This is a genomic window from Amaricoccus sp. B4 (assembly GCF_043226085.1).
GTDB lineage: Bacteria > Pseudomonadota > Alphaproteobacteria > Rhodobacterales > Rhodobacteraceae > Amaricoccus.
Map to the genome: position 1 here is coordinate 428965 of NZ_CP171225.1, position 23315 is coordinate 452279.

At 68.8% G+C, this 23315-nt stretch carries 16 protein-coding genes; 6 read left to right on the forward strand and 10 right to left on the reverse strand.

All coding sequences use genetic code 11. The annotated features are described in order from the left end of the window. Positions 1–114 precede the first annotated feature (114 nt). The 3 genes from ACF66B_RS02085 (at position 115) to ACF66B_RS02095 (ending at position 7829) form a co-directional block, all read left to right on the forward strand. Positions 115–1995 carry an autotransporter assembly complex family protein gene (locus ACF66B_RS02085; RefSeq protein ID WP_392663862.1) on the forward strand — a complete coding sequence of 627 codons (1881 nt, stop codon included), beginning with the start codon at positions 115–117 and terminating at the stop codon, positions 1993–1995. Next, complete coding sequence (locus tag ACF66B_RS02090; RefSeq protein ID WP_111428484.1) at positions 1992–6665, forward strand: translocation/assembly module TamB domain-containing protein; 4674 nt, start codon at positions 1992–1994, stop codon at positions 6663–6665. Before ACF66B_RS02085 ends, ACF66B_RS02090 begins: the two co-directional genes overlap by 4 nt. 144 nt (positions 6666–6809) lie before the next feature. Next, positions 6810–7829 carry a Fe(3+) ABC transporter substrate-binding protein gene (locus tag ACF66B_RS02095; protein ID WP_111428483.1) on the forward strand — a complete coding sequence of 340 codons (1020 nt, stop codon included), beginning with the start codon at positions 6810–6812 and terminating at the stop codon, positions 7827–7829. A gap of 104 nt (positions 7830–7933) precedes the next feature. Here ACF66B_RS02095 and cydX read toward each other — a convergent pair whose 3' ends face one another. The 5 genes from cydX to ACF66B_RS02120 form a co-directional block, all read right to left on the reverse strand. After that, positions 7934–8065, reverse strand: coding sequence for a cytochrome bd-I oxidase subunit CydX (cydX, locus tag ACF66B_RS02100; RefSeq protein WP_111428482.1), 132 nt, complete (start codon positions 8063–8065; stop codon positions 7934–7936). A gap of 28 nt (positions 8066–8093) precedes the next feature. Further along, the gene (gene cydB, locus ACF66B_RS02105; RefSeq protein ID WP_111428481.1) at positions 8094–9245 is read right to left on the reverse strand and encodes a cytochrome d ubiquinol oxidase subunit II; all 1152 of its coding nucleotides are present in this window, start codon (positions 9243–9245) and stop codon (positions 8094–8096) included. A gap of 4 nt (positions 9246–9249) precedes the next feature. Further along, complete coding sequence (locus tag ACF66B_RS02110) at positions 9250–10854, reverse strand: cytochrome ubiquinol oxidase subunit I (protein WP_111428480.1); 1605 nt, start codon at positions 10852–10854, stop codon at positions 9250–9252. A gap of 128 nt (positions 10855–10982) precedes the next feature. After that, positions 10983–12692, reverse strand: a complete 1710-nt coding sequence (gene cydC, locus ACF66B_RS02115) for a thiol reductant ABC exporter subunit CydC (RefSeq protein WP_111428479.1) — start codon at positions 12690–12692, stop codon at positions 10983–10985. Next, the gene (locus ACF66B_RS02120; protein WP_111428478.1) at positions 12689–14380 is read right to left on the reverse strand and encodes an ATP-binding cassette domain-containing protein; all 1692 of its coding nucleotides are present in this window, start codon (positions 14378–14380) and stop codon (positions 12689–12691) included. Before ACF66B_RS02120 ends, cydC begins: the two co-directional genes overlap by 4 nt. A gap of 130 nt (positions 14381–14510) precedes the next feature. Here ACF66B_RS02120 and ACF66B_RS02125 point away from each other — a divergent pair, with 130 nt between their 5' ends. Next, positions 14511–15026 carry an Rrf2 family transcriptional regulator gene (locus ACF66B_RS02125; protein ID WP_111428477.1) on the forward strand — a complete coding sequence of 172 codons (516 nt, stop codon included), beginning with the start codon at positions 14511–14513 and terminating at the stop codon, positions 15024–15026. Here the strand turns inward: ACF66B_RS02125 and ACF66B_RS02130 are convergent. Further along, positions 14996–15751, reverse strand: a complete 756-nt coding sequence (locus ACF66B_RS02130) for a glutamine amidotransferase (RefSeq protein ID WP_111428476.1) — start codon at positions 15749–15751, stop codon at positions 14996–14998. The genes ACF66B_RS02125 and ACF66B_RS02130 overlap by 31 nt on opposite strands. Beyond that, positions 15748–16764, reverse strand: a complete 1017-nt coding sequence (bioB, locus tag ACF66B_RS02135) for a biotin synthase BioB (protein WP_111428475.1) — start codon at positions 16762–16764, stop codon at positions 15748–15750. Before bioB ends, ACF66B_RS02130 begins: the two co-directional genes overlap by 4 nt. 142 nt (positions 16765–16906) lie before the next feature. Between bioB and rimO the strand changes: the two genes are divergently transcribed. Continuing rightward, complete coding sequence (gene rimO, locus ACF66B_RS02140; protein ID WP_111428474.1) at positions 16907–18292, forward strand: 30S ribosomal protein S12 methylthiotransferase RimO; 1386 nt, start codon at positions 16907–16909, stop codon at positions 18290–18292. A 184-nt stretch (positions 18293–18476) separates the two neighbouring features. Then, on the forward strand, positions 18477–19841 hold the full coding sequence (locus ACF66B_RS02145; RefSeq protein ID WP_111428473.1) for a hypothetical protein: 1365 nt from the start codon (positions 18477–18479) through the stop codon (positions 19839–19841). Positions 19842–19950: 109 nt separating this feature from the next. Here the strand turns inward: ACF66B_RS02145 and ACF66B_RS02150 are convergent, their stop codons facing one another. The 3 genes from ACF66B_RS02150 to ACF66B_RS02160 form a co-directional block, all read right to left on the reverse strand. Further along, positions 19951–20793, reverse strand: a complete 843-nt coding sequence (locus ACF66B_RS02150) for a hypothetical protein (protein ID WP_111428472.1) — start codon at positions 20791–20793, stop codon at positions 19951–19953. Between the two features lie 334 nt (positions 20794–21127). Continuing rightward, on the reverse strand, positions 21128–21682 hold the full coding sequence (locus ACF66B_RS02155) for a hypothetical protein (RefSeq protein WP_111428471.1): 555 nt from the start codon (positions 21680–21682) through the stop codon (positions 21128–21130). A gap of 137 nt (positions 21683–21819) precedes the next feature. Further along, positions 21820–23313 (reverse strand): carboxypeptidase M32, encoded by a 1494-nt coding sequence (locus tag ACF66B_RS02160; protein ID WP_111428924.1) that lies wholly within the window; start codon positions 23311–23313, stop codon positions 21820–21822. Between the last annotated feature and the right edge of the window lie 2 nt (positions 23314–23315).

Genomic DNA, 23315 nt, shown 5'->3' on the forward strand with positions numbered 1-23315 from the left:
CTACGCTAACCAAAACGAAAATCAGGTCTGGGGCAGGCAGGGCACATGCGAGGAACGCCAAAGCGCTCATCGAGGGCGGTATTTCATGCCTCCACAAGGCTGGTGCCGGCGGTTTTGCTGCTTTCGGCGAGTTTTGCCGCGCCGCCCGCGGCCGCCTTCGATCTGTTCGGAATTCATCTCTGGGGCGAAAGAAAGTCGGATGAGGACGTCCTGGAGATCGCCGATCCGTTAACCTATTCGGCAGAAATTCGCGCACCTGAGGACGTCAAGAAGACCGTCGAGAACGCTTCCTCGCTCTGGACGAATCAAGAGACGCCTGCGGCAGGCAAGGCGGGCCTCCTCTCGAAGGGCCGCGGCGACTACCGCCGCATCCTGGGCGCCCTCTATACCGAGGGCTATTTCGGTGCGGGCGTGAGCATCCGTCTCGGCTCGGCGGAGGTCGCCGATCTGACGCTTGCCTCCGAGCTTCCGCCGGAGCCGAAGGTCATCATCACCGTCGAGCCCGGCAACCGCTTCCGGTTCGGGCGTGCGGAGATCGTCAACGCGCCGCCGCAGGTCGTCGTGAATAACGAGGAATTCGACACGCCCGCGAGCGTCGGCTACGCCCCCGGAGAGGAGGCGAAGACGAGCGCCATCGATGCCGCCTCGAAACAGGCGGTCGGCCAGTGGCGCCAGCTCGGCCGGGCGAAGGCGCGGGAATCCGGCCGCGACGTGATCGCAAATCATCCGCGGCAGACCCTCGATTCCACCCTCACCCTCGAGCCCGGCCCCGTGGTGCGCTACGGCACGGTGACGGCGCAGGGCAGCGAACGGATCGATCACGACTTCATCACCTACATGGCCGATCTGCCGCGCGGCGAGGTCTACGACCCGGAAGAGGTGGCGGACGCGCGCGACCGGCTGTCCCAGCTCGGCGCCTTCGACTCAATCCGCCTCAACGAGAGCGATCTTCTGAGCAATGACGGGCTGATGCCGATCGGCATCACTGTCGAGGACCGCAAGCGCCGCGGCATCGGCTTCGGCGGCACCTACTCCACGATCGACGGGCTCGGGCTCTCGGCCTACTGGCTGCACCGCAACCTCTTCGGCCGCGCCGAGCGCCTGCGGTTCGACGCCAGCATCGAGGGGCTCATCTCCTCCTCGAGCTGGAAGGACTACAACTACAATTTCGGCGCCACCTTCACCAAGCCGGGTGTCTTCACGCCGGACACGAACTTCACCACCTCGCTCGTTGCGAGCCAGCTCGACTACGACACCTACCGGCAGACCTCGATCACCGGTCAGGCCGGTTTCTCCCGGCAGTTCACCCGCAGCCTGAGCGGCGAGCTTTACGGCCAGATCTCCAAGGCGCGCTACGAGGACGATTTCGGCAAACGAAATTTCTTCACCTTCGGGCTTATCGGCCGTGGCGCCTATGACCGTCGCGACAACGAGTTCAACGCGACGCGCGGCTATTACCTCGCGGCCGAACTCCTGCCCTATTACGAGGCCGATTACGGCAACTTTGCCGCGCGCGGCACGCTCGAGGGCCGCGCCTACCACGGTTTCGGCGAGGAGAAGGACGTGGTGATCGCCGGCCGTCTCAAGGTCGGCAGTTTCGTCGGCTCGAGCGTCGAGGAAACCCCGCCCGATATCCTGTTCTTTGCCGGCGGCGGCGGCTCGATCCGCGGTTATGCCTACCGCTCCATCGGGGTTGATACCGTCAATTCCGATGGCGAGACGGTCGTAGCGGGCGGCAAGAGCCTCGCAGAAGGCTCGGCCGAGCTGCGCTGGCGCTTCGCGGGCAATTTCGGCGCGGTCGGTTTCGTCGATGCGGGCTTTGTGAACGCGGGCTCGGATTTCATGGACGACAGCGATCTCAGGATCGGCACAGGGCTCGGCGCGCGCTACTATACGTCCTTCGGGCCGCTCCGTCTCGACGTTGCGGTTCCGCTCGACAAGCGGCCGGAGGATGATGCGTTCGGGGTCTACATCGGGATCGGGCAAGCGTTTTGAAACGGATTGCGGCAGCACTCATCATCGCGATGCTCGCAGGCCTTGCAGCCTTCGCGCAGAACGAGACCTCGGGCGACGGCTCGGCCGGCGGCGACGACAACGGGTTCATCCTCAACTTCATTCAGGAAAAGATTTCCGGACCGGGCCGCGAGATCCGTCTGCGCGGCGTCCAGGGCGCGCTGTCGTCGCGGGCGACCATCGGCGGCATCACCGTCTCCGACGATGAGGGCCCGTGGCTCGAGATCGAGAACGTTACTCTCGACTGGAGCCGTCTTGCCCTGCTTCGCCGCCGCGTCCAGATCAACGAGCTGAGCTTCGAGAGCATCTCCGTCCTGCGCAAGCCGATCCCGGTCGAGACCGCGCCGATACCGGAAGCGGAGGCGAAGCCCTTCGCCCTGCCCGAGCTCCCCGTCTCGCTCCAGCTCGACAAGCTGCTGGCCCAGAGCGTCTCGATCGACGAGAGCGTGATGGGCGAAGGCGTCGAGTTCAGCCTCGACGGCCATGCCTCGCTTGCGGATGGCGCCCTTGAATCCGGCCTCGAGGCAAAGCGCCTCGACGAGCCGGGCGGCAACCTGCTTCTCGATGCGGATTATTCCAATGAAAACAGGAATATCACGCTTGATCTTGATCTTCAGGAACCGCAGGGCGGCCTGCTCTCGAAGCTCCTCAAGATCGAGGGCGAACCCGCGCTCGCCCTCAAGGTCGCAGGGGCCGGCCCGCTCGACAATGTCGATATCGACTTCGGCCTCAAGGCCAATGAGGCGACGCTTGCCGATGGCGTGCTCGCGCTCCGCGGCAAGGAGGACGGCCAGGGCTTCGATCTCGCGCTCGGGGGCGAGCTCTCGCCTCTCATCCCGGCCGAGTATCGCGATTTCTTCGCCGACAAGACCGACCTGCATGTCGCGGGCACCAGCAAGACGGCCGGTGGGCTCCGCATCGACGCGCTCGCGCTCAAGGGCGCGGTGCTCGACCTGACGGGGCGGCTCGAGACCGGCTCGGACAGCTTCCTGCGCAGTCTCAATCTCTCGGGAACCCTCGGCGATCCCGCAGGCCCCGGCGTCGTCCTGCCGGTTCCCGGCGGCGATACGAAGCTTCATTCCGCCACACTCTATGTCAATTACGGCGATGCGGCGCGCTGGGACGGGATCGTGGCGCTCGACCGGCTCGAGGCCGGTGGCATCGACATCGAGGACCTCACCCTCGACATGGGCGGCCTCGCCCGCAATCTCGAGGACCCCGCCACCCGCGAGGTGACGGTGAGCATCGACGGGCTTGCGACCGGCGTCAGCGCCGAGGATCCCAATGTCGCCGACGCGCTCGGAACCGAGCTCGACCTCTTCGTCGACGCCAGCCTGCCGCCGGGGGCGCCCATCGATCTCCGTCAGGTGCAGGTGAACGGCAAGGGGCTCTCGCTCTTCGCCGCGGGCACGCTCGACAAGCTCGACTACGACGGCCGCGCCGCGGTCCATGTGCCCGATCTCTCGATCCTCGCGGGCCTCCTGAAGCGGCCTGCCTCGGGTGCGGTGGAGCTCCGGGCCGAGGGGAGCGTTGCGCCGCTCTCCGGCAAGTTCGACCTCACGCTCGATGGCCAGACCCGCGACGTGAAGCTCGGCGACCCGCGGATCGACGGCCTGCTGGCAGGCGAGACGGTCATCGCCGGACGCGCGGTCCGCAACGAGGAGGGCATCCGCACCGACGGTCTCCGCATCGAGAACCCGCAGGTCAGCATTGCCTCCGACGGGCTCTATTCGTCCGCCCGCACCGATATCGGCCTGAACGCGAAAATCACCGATCTCGCGCGCGTTGATCCGCGCTTTGCCGGCACGCTCACGGCGGACGCCCGCGCCCGTGGCACCGGCCAGCCGATCGACATCACCGCCGCCATCGCCCTCCCCGAAGGCCGGATCATGGGCGAGACCGCCGAGGGGATCCGCCTCGGCTTCACCGGCCAGGGCAACAGCGGCGATCTGACCGGGCGGCTGAGCGGCGATGGCCGCATCGCGGACATGCCGCTCGATCTCGCCGGCCAGATCACGCTCGCGGGCGAGATGCGCGCGGTCGAGGACATGCGCCTCTCGCTCGGCGACACGCAGCTCCTTGCCTCGGTCGCGCGCACGGGCACCGCTCCCGTGGACGGCACGATCTCGCTGCAGGCGCCCGATCTCGCGCCGATCGGCACACTCGCCGATCTCGACATGGCCGGCGCCGTCGAGGCGACCATCGCGCTTGCGGGCCGCGACGGCGCGCAGGACCTGGGCATCGAGGCGGCGATCCGCGAGCTCGGCATCGGCGCGACCCGGGTCCAGGACCTCAAGACCGACCTCTCGATCAGCGACGTGCTCGGCATCCCGATGGCCGAGGGCACGATCGCGGGCCGCGGCATCGTCGCAGGCGGGGTGGATCTCGCCTCGATCGACGCCACCGCCGAGCGCGGCTCCGATACCAGCACCGATCTCACGGCACAGGCCCGTCTCGCCACCGGCACGCTCGCCGATCTCGCCGGGGGGCTCGAAAAGCTGCCCGAAGGCGGCTTCACCGCGCGCCTCAGCCAGATCGACATCCGCCAGGGCGACACCGCCGCGCATCTCGCCGCCCCGGCGGAGGTGACGGTGCAGTCGGGCAACATCGCGCTCACCCCGATCCGCCTCAATCTCGGCGACGGCGCACTCACTGCCGAGGGCAATGTCGGCGAGACGATCGATCTTTCCGTTGGCCTCGACGCGCTTCCGCTCTCGATCGCCAACATCATCCTGCCGAAGCTTGGGCTCAACGGCACGCTCGACGGCAATGCCGACATCTCCGGTCCGCGCAATGCGCCGAACGTCGCCTTCGATCTCACCGGTGCCGGGCTCGGCTCGGAGTTCGGCACCAGCGCGGGGCTCCCGCCCATCAATGTCGATGCGAAGGGCACCACCGCCGACGGCAGCCTCTCGCTCGATGCCGCCGTCACCGGGGGGGCCGCGGGGGGGCGCGACGGCCTCTCGGCCACCGCCTCGGGGCAGATCCCGCTCGCGGCCGACAAGAGCTACAACCTCACCGTCGATCTCAAGTCCCTGCCCCTCGTGCTCGCCGATCGCATCGCGGGCAATCAGGGCCTGCGCGGTGCGCTCACCGGACAGGCGCAGGTGACGGGGCTTCAGGCCTCGCCGGAAGCCAGGTTCAAGATCGACGGCAGCGGCCTGACGGTGCGCATGCTGAGCGAAGGCGGCGTGCCGCCGCTCGCGCTCTCGGTCGAGGGCGCCTATGCGCAGAACGCCGTCAACCTCGCCTCGGCCAGCGTGACCGGCCCCTACGGGCTGAGCCTCTCGGGTGGCGGCCGCATTCCGCTCGCCGGGCCGGGGCTTGATGCGCGGCTGAACGGCACCGTGCCGCTCCAGCTTGCAAGTCCGCTTCTTGCTGCGCGCGCAGCGAGCGCGACCGGGCAGCTCAACATCAACGCGACCGCGGCGGGTGCGCTCGCCGATCCGCGCCTCAACGGCAATGTCAGCCTCTCGGGCGGCACCTTCACCGACCCCGACACCAATCTCAAGCTCGAGAACATCCGCCTCGATGTCGCGCTCGACACCACCCGGGTGCTGGTGCGCGACATCAGCGCCGACGTTGCTGCGGGCGGCGACATCAGCGGCAGCGGTTCGGTGGAGCTCAGCGGTCCGCGCGGCTATCCGGCCGACATCAACATGCGCTTCGACGACGTCCGCTATACCGACGGCACGCTCGCAACCACGCGCTTCCGCGGCACGCTCGGCGTCAGCGGCCCGCTCGTCGGCGGCGGCGGCCAGATCCGCGGCCGCATCACGCTCGACAAGACCGAGATCTCCATCGAGGAAGGTCTCGGCTCCAATGCGGGCGCCGTGCTCGACGAGATCCAGCATCTCCGCCCGCCGCCGCGCGTGGTCGAGACCCTGCGCCTGGCCGATGTGAACCAGCCAGAGGACCCCGCCTCGAGCTCCGGTGGTGGCGGCGGCGACGGCGGCTTCCTGCTCGACATCCGGGTGAACGCCCCGAACCAGGTCTTCATCCGCGGCCGCGGCCTCGATGTGGAGCTCGGCGGCGAGCTCTCGATCCAGGGCACCACGTCCAACCCCGCCCCCGTCGGCGAGTTCAGGCTCCGCCGCGGCCGGATCTCGATCCTGACCCAGCGCGTCGATTTCACCGAAGGCGCGCTGAGCCTCGACGGCGACCTCGACCCGGAGGTCAACTTCGTCGCCGAGTCGCGTTCGGGCGACGTCACCGCGATCATCACCGTGTCCGGCCGGGCCTCCGACCCCGACATCACCTTCTCGTCGCAACCCGAGCTGCCGCAGGACGAGGTGCTCTCGCGGCTCCTCTTCAACCGCGCCGCGCAGGACCTCTCGCCCTTCCAGATCGCCCAGCTCGCGGCGGCGGCGGCCGAACTGGCGGGGGTCGGCGGTGGGCCGGGCGTGCTCTCGGAGCTTCGCAGTGCCACCGGGCTCGACAATCTGGACATCCTCACCAACGAGGATGGCTCGACCGGGGTCCAGGCGGGCAAATACGTGGCCGACGATGTCTATCTCGACGCCCAGACCAACAGCAACGGCGAGACGGAGGTGGGTGTCGTCTATGACGTCAACGACAACATCACCGCCCGCGGCTCGGTCGGCAGCGACGGCAACACCATCTTCGGCCTTTTCTTCGAACGCGACTACTGAGCGCTACCCCCCTCGCGTCTCCCCTCGCGATCCCGTGTAGACGGCGGCTTTGGCCGTTGACACCGGATCGCGAACCGGCGAGACAGATTTCCGAGTGAAACACTCGGCAATATGTCTCACGACGAGAAGAGGGAGAGAGACCAGATGCACATGAGCCGCACCCTACTGGCCGCAGGATTGCTGTCGGGCCTCGCAGGCGTCCTTCCGGTCGCAGCGGAGGACCTGAACATCTACTCCTCGCGCCATTACGACACCGACGACGGGCTCTACGAGGCCTTCACCAAGGCCACCGGCATTCAGGTCAACCGGCTCGAGGGCGAGGCGGACGAGCTCAATGCGCGCATGAAGGCCGAGGGCGAGAACAGCCCGGCCGACATCCTGATGACCGTCGATGCCGGGCGCATCTGGCGCGCCGAGCAGGAAGGGCTGCTGCAGCCGGTCGAGTCGGACGTTCTCGAGGAGCGCATCCCCGCCCATCTGCGTGATCCCAAGAACGAGTGGTTCGGCCTCTCCCAGCGCGCGCGCCTGATCTTCTACGCCAAGGACCGCGTCGCCAACCCGCCGCAGACCTACGAGGATCTCGCCGATCCGCAGTACAAGGGAATGATCTGCATCCGCTCGGCGACCAACATCTACAACCTCTCGCTGATGGCCTCGATCATCGCCCATGACGGGGAAGAGGCGGCGAAGAGCTGGGCCGAGGGCCTGCTCGCGAACCTCGCCCGCCAGCCGGAAGGCGGCGATATCGACCAGCTCCGCGGCCTCGTCTCGGGCGCCTGCGACATCGCGGTGGCCAACAGCTACTACTTCGCGCGCACGCTGGCCCAGAATGTCGAGGGCGTCACGGGCCATACCGACGAGATCGGCATCGTCTTCCCCGATCAGGAGACCAACGGCACGCATGTGAACATCGCCGCGGCCGGTGTGGCGGTTCATGCCAAGAACCGCGACAATGCGATCGCCTTCCTCGAATTCATGACGACGCCCGAGGCCCAGGCCTATTTCGCCGACCAGAACAACGAGTTCCCGGTGGTGCCCGGCGTGCCGGTGGGCAAGATCGCCGCCTCGCTCGGGAGCTTCCGGCAGGACACGCTGAACCTCGACGTGCTCGGCGAGAACCAGACGAAGGCGCAGGAGATCTTCAACGAGGTGGGCTTCCCCTGACGTTTCCCGCCCCCCGGGGCACCTGAACAAGAGGACGCGCGCGCAAGGCCCCTTGCGCGCGCGTCGGCTTTTCTGCGGCGTGAGTTGCGGGGCCGAGGCCCCGGTCAGTCCCGGTCGCTCCGCTCCGGTTGGCCGTCGAAGAGCCGATTGTCTTCCTGAACCTCGAGCCAGATCGCATTCACGACGGCGAAGAGCGCCGCCAGCGAGAGGCCGAGGATCCAAGCGAAATACCACATCTGCGTATCCTTTCCCGGCACGTTGCCGTCAGTAGAGCGTGTGCGAGCCCTCGGCCACGTCCGAGGCGGTGACCTTGCCCCAGAGCACCGAGTAGACCCAAGCGGTGTAGGCAAGGATGATCGGCACGAAGATCACCGCAGCCCCCAGCATCACGAAAAGCGTGAGATGCGAGGAGGAGCTGTCCCAGACCGTCAGCGACGAGCGCGGATCGATGCTTGAGGGCAGGATGAACGGGAACATCGTCAGGCCCACCGTCGAGATCATGCCGAGGATCGAGAGCTTCGAGGCCAGCAGCGTCACCACCTCGCGCCGCCCCCAGAGCCCGAGCAGGGCGAAGAAGGCGCCGACGAAGCCGAGCACCGGGGCGGTCAGCGCCCAGGGCCGATCGGCATAGGCCGAGATCCAGCTTCCGCCGCGCGTGACCTCGGAGAGCAGCGGGTTCGAGGGGCCGTCGGTGACGACCGGTCCGACGAGGCTGTAGCGCTCGACGAGATAGGTGAGCCAGAAGCCGTTGAGCGCGAAGAGCGCGATGACGACGACGGCGGCGATCATGCCGTAGGTCCGGGCCCGCTCCGCCACCGGCCCTTCGGCCTTGAGCCCGAGCCAGGCGCCGCCATGCATCACCATCATCGCAAGCGAGGTGAGGCCGCAGGAGAGCGCGAAGGGATTGAGCAGGCCGAAGAACGAGCCTTCGTAGATCGGCAGCATGTCGGGGGTCAGCCGGAACGGCACGCCCTGGAGCACGTTGCCGACCGCGACGCCGAAGACGAGGGCGGGCACCGCGCCGCCGACAAAGAGCGCCCAGTCCCAGGCCTCGCGCCAGCGCATGTCGTCGCGCTTCGAGCGGTACTTGAAGGCGACCGGCCGCAGGATCAGCGCCACGAGGATCAGGAACATCGCGAGATAGAAGCCCGAGAAGCTCACCGCATAGAGCGGTGGCCAGGCGGCAAAGATCGCGCCGCCCCCGAGGATGAACCAGACCTGGTTCCCCTCCCAGACCGGGCCGACGGTATTGATGGCAATGCGCCGCTCCACATCCGTCTCGGCCACGAAGGGCAGCAGCGCGCCCACCCCCATGTCGAACCCGTCGGTGACGGCAAAGCCTATGAGCAGCACACCGAGCAACACCCACCAGATGACGCGCAGCGTATCGAAAGCGATCAGGTCATGCAGGATCATTGTCTTACTCCGCGGGGCTGATGTTGAGGTCGGAGGCGATCTTGCGGTGCTGCCGCCGCCGTTCCGTCCAGGCTTCGGTTTCCGCGACGTCCTGATACGGGCCCTTGCGGATGTATTTTATCATCAGCGACATCTCGACGACGAAGAGGGCCGAGTAGAGCAGCACGAAGCCGGCCAGCGTCACCGCAACGGTTCCGACGCTCAGGTGGCTCACGGAAAGCGCCGTCGGCAGGATGCCGTCCACCGTCCAGGGCTGGCGGCCGTATTCGGCGACGATCCATCCCATCTCGGCCGCGATCCAGGGTGCCGGAATGACGATGACCGCGAGCCGGAGCGCCCAGCGGGGGAAGCGCATGCCCCGGAAGGAGGCCATGAAGAAGAAATAGGCCATGACCGCGATGAAGCTGAAGCCGAGGCCGACCATGATGCGGAAGGCCCAGAAGATCGGCCAGACATGGGGCACGGTATCCTCGGCGGCCTGCGCGATCTGCGCCTCGCTCGCCTGCCGCGGGTCCTCGATGTAGCGCTTGAGCAGGAAGGCATAGCCCAGATCGTCGCTGTGCTGCTCGAAGGTCGCGCGCACGTCCTCGGGCGTATCGGGCCCCTCGGCCCGGATCGTCATCAGCGCGTCATAGGCGATGATCCCCGAGCGGATGCGCCCGGCGTTCTCCGCCTCGAGCTCCGCGATGCCCTGGATCGGCGTATCGAGCGAGCGGGTGCCGATGAGGCCCATCACATAGGGGATGTGGATTGCGTATTTCGTCTCGCGCTCTTCCTGGTTCGGCAAGCCGATGAGCGTGAAGGAGGCAGGCGCGGGCTCCGTGTGCCACATCGCCTCGATGGCGGCGAGCTTCATCTTCTGGTTCTCGCCCGCGTCATAGCCCGACTCGTCACCCAGCACGACGACCGAGAGCGCGCCCGCAAGGCCGAAACTGGCCGCAACCGCGATCGAGCGCCGCGCGAGCTCCGTATGGCGGCCATGGAGCAGATACCAGGCCGAGACCCCGAGCACGAAGACAGATGCCGTGACATAGCCGGCGGAAACCGTATGGACGAATTTCGCCTGCGCCACCTGATTGAACATGACGTCGAAGAAGCTCGTCATCTCCATGCGCATGGTGACGGGGTTGAACTCTGCTCCCACCGGGTTCTGCATCCAGCCGTTGGCGATCAGGATCCAGAGTGCGGAGAAGTTCGAACCGATCGCCACGAGCCAGGCCACGACGAGATGGCCGACCCTCGAAAGCTTGTCCCATCCGAAGAAGAAGAGCCCGACGAAGGTTGCCTCGAGGAAGAAGGCCATCAGCCCCTCGATCGCGAGCGGTGCGCCGAAGATGTCGCCGACGTAATGGCTGTAGTAGCTCCAGTTCATGCCGAACTGGAATTCCATGGTGATGCCTGTCGCGACCCCGAGCGCGAAGTTGATGCCGAAGAGCATTCCCCAGAACTTGGTCATCTGCCGCCAGATGGGACGGCCGGTCATGACGTAGACCGTCTCCATGATGGCGACGATGACCGAGAGGCCGAGTGTCAACGGCACGAAGAGAAAGTGGTAGAGAGCTGTCGTCGCGAACTGCAGGCGCGACAACTCCACGATATCTATATCCATTTTGGTCTTCCCATCCGGATTCCGGCTCGTGCGCCGCTGCGCGAGGCCACGACACATGTTCGGGGTTTAGAATATGTTAAATCGGGGCTTCGTTGACTCAGATCAAAAAGATGGATCACAGATACGTTTTATCGGCCGGACATGACAGTTTCCTGTCGGGCGGCTGCATCCAGCGAAACCTCCCGGTCGGCCCAGGCGCGTTCGGCCTCGCGATGCGCCGCGACAAGCACCGCCGCATGCGGCAGGAAGTCGTGAATGCCGGCAAGCACGGCCTCCGCCGTGGCGCGATCGAGCCCTTCCGTCGGCTCGTCGAGCAGCAGGACGGACGGGCGCCGCGCGAGAACCCGGGCCAGCGCAAGCCGCCGCCGCTCGCCGCCCGAAAGCCCGGCGCCGCCCTCGCCGAGCGGCGCGTCGAGCCCCCCCAGCCGGTCGAGCACCGGGCCGAGGGCCACGGCCTCGAGCACCGCGCGGATCTGGACATCGGTGAGATCGGGCGCGCCCAGCCGCACCGCCTCGCGCAGGCTGCCGCTCATCAGCGCGCTTCGCTGCGGCAGCAGCCCGAGCACCATGCGCAGTTCGGCCTCCGGGCAGGCATCGACCGGCCGGCCATCGACCCGCACCCGGCCCCTGCATGGCGCGACGAGCCCGGCGGCGATCAGCAGAAGCGTGCTCTTGCCGCAGCCGCTGCGCCCGGTCAGCGCCACGCGCTCACCCGGCGCGATGCTGAAGGAAACGTCTTCGAAGAGGATCCGCCCGCCCTCGGGCATGCTCTGGGTCAGATCCTCGAGGGCGAGCCCCGCCGCCCCCGCCGGTTCGGCGGGCGGTTCGGCAGGTGCTGGGCGGGCCGGGGCGGCTCCGGCCGAGCCGCGGCCTTCCATCAACCGTTGCACGCGGCGTGCCGCATCCGCCATGCGCCCGAACTCGGCAAGGCCGCGGCGCAGCGCAGGCCCGATCTCTGCAAGCGCGAGCGTCGCGAAGAAGGCGAGCGCCAGCCGTGCGGGCGAGAGCGTGCCCTGCTGCACGAGAAAGGCCCCGATCGCGAAGGCGCCCGCCGCGGCAAGCGTTCCTGCGGCCTGCATCGCGAAGCCCGCGATCCGGTCGCTCCGTTCGAGCGCCCGCTCGGCGGCACGCACCCTTTCGTCCGCTGCCATCACTGCCGCGCGCTGATCCTCGAGCTGCCCGCTCATCACCAGCTCGGTCTGGCCGCGCAGCATGTCGACGACCCGCGTCCGGAGCGCCTGAAACCCGGTTTCGGCCCGCCGCGCCTCCGCCCGGCTCCTGAGCGCGACGAAGGCGAGCGCCGCCGCCAGCCCGGCGGCGTAGGAGAGCACCGACCAGAGCGCCAGCACCGGCGCCGTGAGCCAGGCAAGGAGCGCGAGCGTGCCCAGAAGGGCCGTGAGCCCTGCCACGAGCGGGATCACCAACCGGAGCGGCAGGCCGTCGAGCGCATCGACATCCGCGGTGATCCGGTTGAGCGCGCGCGCGCCCCGGACCCGCACCATCTCCCGGTAGGGCAACCCTGCAAGCGCTCCGAGCAGGGCCGCGCGCAGCGCCGCGAGGCTCCGGAGCGTCGCGTCATGGGTGACGAGCCGCTCGCCATAGCGCGCTGCCGTCCGCCCCATCGCCAGCAGCCGCACCCCCGCCGAGGGCCGGAAGAAATCAAAGGCGATGCCGATCCCGGCCAGCCCCGCCGCACCCGACGCCGTCACGAACCAGCCCGAGAGGCCGAGCAGCCCGATGCCGGCCGCCAGCACCAGCGTCGCGAGCAGGAGCCCGGTGAGCCAGGTCCGCCGCTGCTCGGCCCAGATGTGCCGGGCAATGAAGCGAAGCGCGCTCATGCCTCCGCCTCCGCAAGCCGGATCTGCCGCCCCATTCGGGCGGCGAGCGCCGGATCGTGGGTCGCGACGATGAGGGTCGCCCCGCCGGCATTCAGCCGCAGAAGCCCCTCGGTCACGCTGGCCGCGGTCCGGGCGTCGAGATCGGCAGTGGGCTCGTCGGCGAGGATCACGTCGGGCGCCCGGAGGGCGGCGCGCGCCACCATCAGCCGCCGCGCCTCGCCGCCCGAGACCCCGGCCCCGGCCTCGCCGAGCCGCGCCCCGAGCCCGTGCGGCAAACGTGCGACGATTTCGCCCGCCTCCGCCAGCGCCAGCGCCTCCGCGAGCCGCGCCTCCGCCACCTTGCCCGCACCGAGCGTGAGATTGACCCGGAGGCTTGCCTCGAGGAAATGCGGCGCCTGACCCACCCAGCCGAGCCGCGCCCGCCAGGCATCGGCAGTGCCGTCCGCGAGGGGCACGTCCGCCACCCGGACCTCGCCGGCCTCCGCCGCGGCAAGCCCGCCGAGCAGCGCCAGCAGCGCCGATTTGCCGATCCCGCTCGGCCCGAGGATCGCGAGGCTCTCTCCCGGCGCGACCTCGAAGTCCGGCCAGGCGATCCGCCGCCCTGCGGGCGTGATGTAGGAGAGGCCCCGGATCGCGATCGCGGCGGGTCCGGGCAGCGGTTCGGCCGCGCTGCCCTGCCCGAGGATCCGCCGCGCCCGGCTCTCGTCCCGCGCCGCCAGCTCGCCCGCCACCGCCACCGCGGCCGCCCGGTCGTGCCAGGCTGCCGCCAGATCGCGCAGCGGCTGGAAGAAGGCGGGCGCCAGCATCAGCACGAAGATCCCCTCGCGCAGATCGAGCGGCGTTGCCCAGGCGCCGAAGCCGATCTCGCCGAGAAGGGCAAACCCGACATAGACCGCAACCATCGCGACGCCGAGCGCCGAGAAGAGCTCGAGCACCGTCGAGGACAGAAAGGCGATGCGCAGCACCGCCATCGTCCGCGCCCGGAGCCCGTCCGCCGCCGCCGCGAACCCCGAAACCGCGCGCGCCCGCGCATCGAGAAGCCGGATGTCGACGAGCGCCGCCAGCCGCTCGAGCAGGAGCGCATTGAGCTGGCCCACCTCGACCATCTGCTTCTCGCTCGCTTCCCGTGCGGCAAAGCCCACCAGCGCCATGAAGACCGGAATGAGGGGCCCCGCCACCATCAGGATCAGGAACACCGCCCAGGAAACCGGTAGCACCGCCGCCACCGCGATCACGAAGGGCACCGTCATCACCCGGAGCTGGGCGGGGCGGTACCGCAGCAGATAGGGCCGGAGCGCGGCGAGCTTCTCGCCCGCGAGGGCCGCGATCTCCGCCGAGGCAGGCCGGGCGCCGTCCTGCGGCGAGCGCAGGCTCTCGGCCGCCACCAGCTCGGCGCGCGCGCCTGCCACCACCGCATCGGCGGCCTCGAAGGTGAACCGCGCCGCCCAGGCGTCGAGCCCGTGCCGCAGGAGCCCGAGGAGCGCAAAGAGCCCGGCGGCAAGGAAGGGATCGAGCGCCGTCGCGCCCGCGCCCAGGAGCCCCCCGAGCCCCAGCGCGATCACGCCGGCCTGCGGGATCCAGAGCAGCTCGGCCGTCACCGCAAGCCCGCCCGCGCGCGAGAGCCGTGCCTTCACAGGGGAGACAAGCGCCTTCAGGCGGCGCTTCGCGGCATCGGGTGCGTCAGCCATTCTGGCCCCCGGGAATCGCGATATCGAAAATGCGTGTTTTTTTCCGATCCGGTTGATGCGGATCAACGAGGGCGCGAAAGGCCGGGCTTATGCAGTCCCTCGACACAGGCATCAGAAGGCGGAACACGCAATGCGTCTGACAATCAAGACCAACATTGCCATGCGGACACTCATGTGCTGCGCAGTAAACCCCGGTGCGGCCCTGCGCAAGGCGGATATCGCGGCGACCTGCAACGCCTCCGAAAACCACCTCGCGCAGGTCATCAGTCTGCTGGGCAACGCCGGATTTCTCAAGACGCTGCGCGGTCGCAACGGCGGCGTCACCTTGGGCCGGCCGGCGGAGGAGATCAATGTCGGTGAGGTCTTCCGCACCCTCGAGCAGTCGGTACCGTTCATCGAGTGCTTCGATGCCGAGCGCAATGCCTGCCCGATCGCCGGTTGCTGCCGGCTGAAGATGGCGCTCGCCAATGCGCTCAACGCCTTCTACGACTCGCTCGATGTGCTTACGCTGGCCGATCTCGTCACCGACAACTGCCAGCTCGAGGCGGTGCTCTCGATGCCCGAGGCCTTCACCGCGACCTGCCGCACGCCCAACGCCTCTCCCGACCATCGGGCTCAGCCCACCCCGCCCGCGGCGGGCCTGTAGCGCGCGACGAAATTCGCCAGGATCTTCGCCGGAGCCGCGACCGAGGCCGCACGGCATATCCCGGTGAGGCGCGCGGCATCTTCGGGTGGGAAATACCCCTTGTCGCGATAGACCCGGATGCGCAGCGCGAAGACATCGCCGTCGGCCTCGGGGTGAAACTGGGTTGCATAGACATTCCGCCGGTAGCGGATCATCTGGAACGGGCACGGATCGGAGGCCAGCAGATGCACGCATCCCTCCGGCAGTGCCTGCACCGCCTCCTTGTGCCCGACGAGCGCATCGAAACGCGCCGGCATCCCGGCCAGCAGCGGGTCGGCGCGCCCCGCCTCCGTCATCCGGCAGGTCACCGGCCCGGCCCCCTCGCCAAAGCGGGCCTTGCTCACCTCCCCGCCCAGATGATGGGCGAGGATGCCGATCCCGTAGCAGCAGCCGAGAAACGGGATGTCGGCCTGCGTGATCTTCGGCATGAGCCCGAGAATCGCGGCCTCGATCCGCGCCTCCGCCGGCGGTTTCGCCTCCGGCGCATCGCTGATGCAGCCCGGCCCCCCGCCGACGATCACCCCGGCGAACTCGGCGAGATCGAGCCCCTCGGGCAGCTCCTCCTGTTCGAGCCGCACCCGCTGCACCTCGTCGGGCGCGAGCCCGCCCTTGGCGAGAAAGGCGTCGAACTCGTTGTCGGAGACCTCCGCCTCGGGCCGGAGCTGGAGAACGAGGAACCGTCTCACCGCCCTGCCGCCTGCAGGGCGTCGCCCGGGCAAGGCGGGGCGCCGGCCGCGTCCGCCGGATCGGCCCGCCCCTCGGCCCGGATCCCCAGCCGCGCAAAGAGCTGCGCATCGCGGTCGGTGTCCGGGTTGCCGGCCGTCAGCAGCCGGTCGCCGACAAAGATCGAATTGGCACCGGCAAGGAAGCAGAGCGCCTGCATCTCGTCGGACATCGCGCTCCGGCCCGCCGAAAGGCGGACATGGGCGCGCGGCATCATGATGCGGGCCAGCGCGATCACCCGGACAAAGGCGATCGGGTCGATCGGCTCGGCATCCGCCAGCGGCGTGTCGGCCTGCGGCATCAGCATGTTGACCGGCACGCTGTCGGGCGGCTCGACAAGATTGGCGAGCGTCACCAGCATGTCGATGCGGTCATCGGCCTCCTCGCCCATGCCGAGGATGCCCCCCGAACAGACCTTGATCCCCGCCGCGCGCACCCGCTCCAGCGTGTCGATCCGCTCGGCAAAGCTCCGCGTCGTCACCACCTCGGGATAGAAGCGCTCCGAGGTGTCGATGTTGTGGTTGTAATAGTCGAGGCCCGCGCTGCGGAGCTGCGTCACCTGCCCGTCGCTCAGCATGCCCAGCGTCATGCAGGTCTCGAGCCCGAGCGCGCGCACCCCTTCGACCATGGCAACGATCGCCTCCATGTCACGGTCCTTCGGCTCCCGCCAGGCAGCACCCATGCAGTAGCGCGTCGCGCCCTCGTCCCGCGCCTTCCGCGCCTCCGCGATCACCCGCTCGACCTCGATGAGCTTCGAGGCGGGCATCTGCGCGCCATTCCGCGCCGACTGCGCGCAATAGGCGCAATCCTCGGCGCAGCCCCCGGTCTTGATCGAGAGCAGCTTCGACATCTGCACGCGATTCGGATCGAAATGCGCGCGATGGACGGTCTGTGCCTCGAAAAGCAGATCCATGAAGGGCTTGTCGTGGATCTCCTGCGCGCGAGCGCGGGTCCAGGCGGTGGCGGGTTCAGTCATTGCAGCAGCGAACTCTTTGTTTTCCTGAAATCGGCGCGGCCACTCTGCGTCATACCGGCCACCAGCTCAAGGCGATCCCGCCCCGGGTGCGCCCGCACTTTCCCGTTCCGCTTGGGGCGGTTTTGGGCTATTGGCCCGGCCCATGGCCCAGAACCCTCCCGATCTCCGCCCGGACCTCGCGCCCGCGGCGCGCCTGCCCGATGAAGCCCGTCCCGGACAGCCCCGGATCGGCATGGTCTCGCTCGGCTGCCCCAAGGCGCTGGTCGACAGCGAACGCATCCTCACCCGCCTGCGCGCCGAGGGCTACGCCATCTCGCCCGACTATGCCGGGGCGGATGCGGTCATCGTCAACACCTGCGGCTTTCTCGACAGCGCCAAGGCCGAGAGCCTCGAGGCGATCGGCGAGGCGCTGAAGGAGAACGGCCGCGTGCTCGTCACCGGCTGTCTCGGCGCCGAGGAGGAATACATCCGCGGCACGCATCCCTCCGTGCTCGCCGTCACCGGCCCGCACCAGTACGAGGCCGTGCTCGACGCGGTGCACACCGCCGTGCCCCCCGCGCCCGATCCCTTCGTGGACCTCCTGCCCGCCACCGGCGTTCGCCTCACCCCGCGCCACTACAGCTATCTCAAGATCTCCGAGGGCTGTAACCACAAGTGCAAGTTCTGCATCATTCCGGACATGCGCGGAAAGCTGGTCTCGCGCCCGGTTCATGCCGTGCTGCGCGAGGCCGAGAAGCTGGTGGAGGCCGGCGTCCGCGAGCTCCTCGTCATCAGCCAGGACACCTCCGCCTACGGGCTCGACCGCCGCCATGACACCCACCCGTGGAAGGGCCGGGAGGTCCGCACCCACCTCACCGAGCTGGCCCGCGAGCTTGGTCAGCTCGGCGCCTGGGTCCGGCTCCACTATGTCTACCCCTACCCCCATGTGCGCGACCTGATCCCGCTCATGGCCGGGGGCGGCATCCTGCCCTATCTCGACATCCCCTTCCAGCACAGCCATCCGGACGTGCTCCGGCGCATGGCCCGCCCGGCGGCATCCGCGAAGACCCTCGACGAGATCGCCCGCTGGCGCGCCGACTGCCCCGAGATCACGCTGCGCTCCACCTTTATCGTGGGCTTCCCCGGCGAGACGGAGGCCGAGTTCCAGCACCTGCTCGACTGGCTCGACGAGGCCCAGCTCGACCGCGTCGGCTGCTTCCAGTACGAGAACGTCGCCGGAGCCCGCGCCAACGCCCTGCCCGATCACGTGGCCCCGGAGGTCAAGCAGGAGCGCTGGGAGCGGTTCATGGAGAAGGCCCAGGCGATCAGCGCGGCGAAGCTCGCCGCCAAGGTAGGCCGCACCCTCGAGGTGATCGTCGACGAGGTCGATGACGAGGCCGCAACCTGCCGCACCAAGGCGGATGCGCCCGAGATCGACGGCAACCTCTTCATCGACGAGGATTTCGAGGGCCTGAGCCCCGGCGACATCCTCACCGTCGAGGTCGAGGAAGCCTCCGAATACGACCTCTGGGGGCGCATCCCGGCCTGACGCCGGGAGGGACTGCCGACCGGGCGGGCGGCCCCCCTCCGAGCGCCCCCACGTGCGGGGGGCCAGTTCACGCTTCAGAAGCCCCGATCGCCGCGCTATAGATCCCGGGATACCGGTCCAAATCGCAATCCGCATGAGGCCTGTCGTTCCGGAGCGCCGCATGCCCGATCCTGGCGTTGAGCGAATGCGCATATCCCTGCACGAGAGACGTCTCCGGGGTCGCCTCCCCGCCGCCCTGGGCGCCCTGCTGAGCGCCCTGCCCGTCATCTGCGCCGCCGCGGAGTTCGAGACGCCGCCGGTCCTTGACGCCCTGGACCTCGCGGGCGGCATCCCCCTCGTCGGCGAGAACTACACCATCGCCGGGGCCGTCCCCACGGACGGGTTCATGGCAACCTTCACCATATCCTCACCCTTCGGCACCTTCACCGCGTCGGGCCCGGGCATGCTTGCGGTGCGCGTCGATGACATCCGCGCGCTCGCAGCCCTCGAAGAGGTGCGGAACGACGAGCAGTTCCAGACGGCGGCTGCGGAAACCGCGAGGAGCACTGCCGGGGGGCTGCGCACCCTCGCGACCCATCCCAAGGAGACGCTCGAAGGCGTGCCGGAGGGTGTGGGGCGGTTCTTCAACCGGACCAGCCGCTCGGTCAGGACCGGCCTCCAGAAACTCGACGATGTCCGCCACGGGAACGCTCCGGGTGCCGCGGGCGCACCCGCCTCCCAGCTGCCTGGCGGATCGGATGCGCCTGCCGCGGCCGCGCCTTCGGGCTCCCTGCCCGGAGCGATCGCCCGCGCCGGAGGCGGCGTTGCGGCGAACATTCTCGGCTATGACGATCAGCGCCGCCGTCTTGCCAAGGAGCTGGCGGTCGATCCCTACACCACCAATCCCGTGCTGGCGGCGGCGCTCGACGACGTCAGCTGGGCCGCCTTCGCCGGCGGGCTCGGGTTCAACATCGTCACCAGCATGATCCCCGGCGGCGCGCTCATTTCGGCCACCTCGACCATGACGGACTGGGTCTGGGACACGCCGCCGGGCGATCTGCGCGTCGAGATCGAAAAGGCCCTGCTTGCCGCGGGCGCCAGCCGCGAGGAGACCGACCGGCTGCTGCGCAGTGCCCTCTACCCGCTCAGCGCGCAGGCGGTGCTGGCCTCGAGCTTGCGGGCGCTTGACGGCGTCGCGGGGCGGGCGGGCGTGCTCCCGCTGGCGCTCAGCGCCGGCTCCGAAGGCCAGGCCCGCTTCGTGGTCCAGTCGCTGGAAATGCTGAAGCGCTATCATCTCGAGCGGGAGGTGCTCGTCGAGATCGTCGTCGACGGGATTGCCTTCGGCAGGACAGGCAGCGGCGCGGTCGTCATCCTGGCGCCGGTGGATTATCTCAGCTGGACTGAGCGGCTCGACGCCTTCCTGTCCCGCTTCGACGGGGATGCCGCCACGTCCCACAACCTCGTTCTGGCGGGCCGGGTCTCGGATCAGGCGCGCGCGGCGCTCGAACGCCGCGGCTGGACCGTGGAAGAGGAGAGCGTGCTGGGTCCGATCGAATATCCGGTGCGTTGAGCCCCGCGGCGCGGGGGGCTGTACCCCTTCCGCCGGCGGCGTCTGCAAGTCCCCATCGTCCCGCCCGCCCTCGCGCGACCAGCCAGAAGGCGACGGGCAAGGCCCTCCGTCAGGCGGCGCGGCGCTTGCGGCCGGCCCCGACGAGCGCGAGCGCTCCGATGCCGCCTGCAAGCAGCGCGAGCGGTGCGGGCAGCGGGATGGCCGCCACGTAGTCCGCGGGATCGTAGGTCCGGAAACTGCCCGGCGGCTGCGCGAGGCCCGCCGCCGTCCGCTCCGCCACCAGGGCGGCATAGCGGCCGGCATCGTCCCGGATCCAGGTGCCGCCGCCCTCGCTCCGCAGGATCGTCTGCCAGATCCCGGGCGAGCCGGAGCTGCCTTCGCGGTAGCAGGTGCCGTCCCCGCTTGCCCAGGAACCGCAGGCCAGCCCCTCATAGGCGTCGCTTCCGGGCGCATAGCCCGAGGCCGCGAGCACCGCCTCCCGGATCGCGTCGTCGCGGAAGCCGTTGGCATCCTCGAAATAATAGAGATCCCGCCCGCCGCCGACCTCGAAGAGCTCGGAAACGCTCGTGGAAATGGCGTAATCCGCCTGAAAGTTCCACGCTGTCAGCGCACCGTCGGCATCGAAACTGAGGCTGTAGCGCGCCGGCAGATCCGTCTCCCCCGTCCCGAGCGCGAAATCATACTCGACCACTGCCTCGGCATTGAGCGTGCTGTCCGGTCCGGCATCGGGGCCGGCCTGGAAGCGGACCTCGAGGTTTTCGAGCGCGGTGCCCGGCGCCAGCCGGTCGGTGTCGATCCTGAGATGTCCGGTGTTGAAGAGCGGCTGGTCCGGGGCGTTGGAGAGGAAGGCGGGCCCACCGACATAATAGTAATCGACCGTGACCGCGCTGGCCAAGCTCGTACCGCCGGTCAGAAGCAATCCCGCAAGCAGCGGACGTGCGCCATAAATCATTTCTTCCTCCAAAATTCTTCTTTCGAATTGCTTGAAGGAAAGCCTAGCCCGGAGACGGGTTGATCGCAACACGTGTGGCAACGGCAGTGGCGTGCCGACGTGAAGCGGCCCGGCCAGGCCCCTTTCGGCCGTGTCACGGCTATGTTTGCGGTGTTGCTGCGGGGAAAAGCCGCTCGGGCCTTTTCCGGAAAAGCCTGAAACCGCCCCGGCCCCGATCCGGGCTGGTGCGGTGTCATGTGATGGGTCAGGTCAAAGGATTGCGGCCTGCGCGGCACGCGCCATCGCCTGCCGGAGTGTGGAGCCTGCTCCCTGCGGGCTCCACACTCCGGCCTCGTCACACCCCTCGCGTCGTAGCGCCGTTCGCGCGCAGCCGGTCGGCTGCCTGGATCAGCGCCTGTGCCTCCCACATGCCGAACTCCGGCAGGTGCACCTCATCTCCCCCACCGGGCAGCGCCTCGCGCAGCGCGCCCGGATCGAGCCGCCGCCCCTGCAGCCGCTCGGCCTCGAACCGGTGAAGCTGGAGCACGCAGAGCCGCATCACCTGCGGCGAGATCCGCCCCTCCCGCATCGAGGCGGCCTTCTCGACGATGCGGTCGCGAAGCCGGGAACTGCGGGCGGCCTCGCTCTCCGCCGCCTCCCCGGCTCCAGCCGACACGGCCCAGCCGGCGTTCCACATCGCCTCCTTGACCCTGTCCTCCGCCTCCAGAAACGCTATCCGGGCCTGCGGCGTGCGCAGAACCGCCAGACGGTTCCCCCGCGCATCCGGCGTGATCCCGGCCTCGGCCAGCACCACGCAGATTTCCGGGTCCTCGAAAAGGTCCTCCGGAAACACGGGCACGAAGTCGAACGCGAAATCCCGCTCGACATGGGTGCAAAAGTGCTTCGCCATTTTTCCGCCCTTTCCAACCATCTCCTGTCGAACGGACGGACTATGCGCGAACAGGGTGAACAAATGGTGTCCACCCAGCCTGAATCTGAAAAATACTGTGTATAAATAGCCTGTTAACGTCTGGCGTTGCAGCGCGCTCACACCCCGTGGAGCGCGCCGTACTTCTCCTCGAGATAGGCCAGCAGCGGCGCCTCCGTCGGGGCATGGCCCACCGCCGAGGTGACGAGCTCCACCGGGCCGAGCAGCCGCCCGCGCCGGTGGATCTTCTCGCGCAGCCAGCCGAGCACCGGCGCGAGATCTCCGGCCGCGAGGCTCGCGTCGAGATCGGGCAGATCACGGCGAAGCGCAGCATGAAGCTCGCCGGCATAGATGTTGCCGAGCGTGTAGGTCGGGAAATAGCCGAAGAGCCCCGCCGCCCAGTGCACGTCCTGCATGCAGCCCCGCGCCGCATCCGGCACCTCGATCCCGAAATCGGCGCGAAACCGCGCGTTCCACGCCTCCGGCAGATCCCGTACCGCCAGCGCGCCCGAGATCAGCGCCCGCTCGAGATCGAAGCGCATCATGATGTGGAGGTTGTAATGCACCTCGTCGGCCTCGGTGCGGATGAGCCCGGTCTCCACCGCATTGACCGCCCGGTAGAGCGCCTCCGGGTCGGCGGCGCCGGGATCACCGAAAGCCTCCGCCATCGCCGGATGCAACCAGGTGCAGAACGCCCGGCTCCGGCCCAGCTGATTCTCGAAAAGCCGCGACTGGCTCTCGTGAATTCCCATCGAGGCATGTGAGCCGGCGGGCAGAAAGACCTGATCCGGATCGAGATTCTGCTCGTAGACCGCGTGCCCGACCTCATGGACCGTCGAGTAGAGACATTCGCGCGGATCCTCGGTATCGATCCGCGTGGTGATCCGCACATCGCCGCCCGAGCCCGAGCTCGAGGGATGCGCCGCGAGGTCGAGCCGCCCCGCCGCCCAGTCATAGCCGAAGACACAGCCGAGCCGCCGGGCGAGCGCCATCTGGCCTGCACCGGGAAAGCTGCCGGACAGCCGCGCGGGCGGCGCGCCCTTCGCCGCAATCCGCGCCCGGAGATCGACGAGACCGGCGCGCAGGCGTCCGAAGACCACCTCGATCTCGGCCGCGGTGATGCCGGACTCGTATTCCGCGAGCAGCGCGTCATAGGGCGCCTCGCCCGGTTCGGCGAGACAGTCCGCCTCGCTGCGCTTGAGCGCGACCAGCCGCTCGAGCGCCGGCAGGAAGGCCGCGAGATCGGATCCGGGCCGGGCCGCCTCCCAGACCATCTGCACCTCCGCCGAGACCCGTGCGAGCTCGCCCGCGAGCTTCGAGGGGATGCGCACCGCCCGGCCATGCAGCCTGCGGGCCTCCGCCACATTGACCGCGATCGCGCCGGAAGGCGGGCCATCGGCCTCGATCGCCGCGATCCAGCCCTCGATGCGCGGATCGATCGCGAGCGCATGCAGCGCCGAGGCCACCGCCCCGGCCTGCGCCGCCCGCTGCGCCGCGCCTTTCGGCGGCATCTGCGTCTCCTGATCCCAGTTCAGGAGGCCCGCGACCTGCTCGAGCGCGCCCATGCGCGCCAGATGGTCGGTGAGGTCGTCATAGGCTGCGGTGTCGGTCATGG

Excerpts from the sequence above, each read along its gene's own strand:
- ACF66B_RS02095 (WP_111428483.1), top strand. The coding sequence starts at position 6,810 with ATGCACATGAGCCGCACCCTACTGGCCGCAGGATTGCTGTCGGGCCTC.
- cydX (WP_111428482.1), bottom strand. The coding sequence starts at position 8,065 with ATGTGGTATTTCGCTTGGATCCTCGGCCTCTCGCTGGCGGCGCTCTTC.
- cydB (WP_111428481.1), bottom strand. The coding sequence starts at position 9,245 with ATGATCCTGCATGACCTGATCGCTTTCGATACGCTGCGCGTCATCTGG.
- ACF66B_RS02110 (WP_111428480.1), bottom strand. The coding sequence starts at position 10,854 with ATGGATATAGATATCGTGGAGTTGTCGCGCCTGCAGTTCGCGACGACA.
- cydC (WP_111428479.1), bottom strand. The coding sequence starts at position 12,692 with ATGAGCGCGCTTCGCTTCATTGCCCGGCACATCTGGGCCGAGCAGCGG.
- ACF66B_RS02120 (WP_111428478.1), bottom strand. The coding sequence starts at position 14,380 with ATGGCTGACGCACCCGATGCCGCGAAGCGCCGCCTGAAGGCGCTTGTC.
- ACF66B_RS02125 (WP_111428477.1), top strand. The coding sequence starts at position 14,511 with ATGCGTCTGACAATCAAGACCAACATTGCCATGCGGACACTCATGTGC.
- bioB (WP_111428475.1), bottom strand. The coding sequence starts at position 16,764 with ATGACTGAACCCGCCACCGCCTGGACCCGCGCTCGCGCGCAGGAGATC.
- rimO (WP_111428474.1), top strand. The coding sequence starts at position 16,907 with ATGGCCCAGAACCCTCCCGATCTCCGCCCGGACCTCGCGCCCGCGGCG.
- ACF66B_RS02145 (WP_111428473.1), top strand. The coding sequence starts at position 18,477 with ATGCGCATATCCCTGCACGAGAGACGTCTCCGGGGTCGCCTCCCCGCC.
- ACF66B_RS02150 (WP_111428472.1), bottom strand. The coding sequence starts at position 20,793 with ATGATTTATGGCGCACGTCCGCTGCTTGCGGGATTGCTTCTGACCGGC.
- ACF66B_RS02155 (WP_111428471.1), bottom strand. The coding sequence starts at position 21,682 with ATGGCGAAGCACTTTTGCACCCATGTCGAGCGGGATTTCGCGTTCGAC.
- ACF66B_RS02160 (WP_111428924.1), bottom strand. The coding sequence starts at position 23,313 with ATGACCGACACCGCAGCCTATGACGACCTCACCGACCATCTGGCGCGC.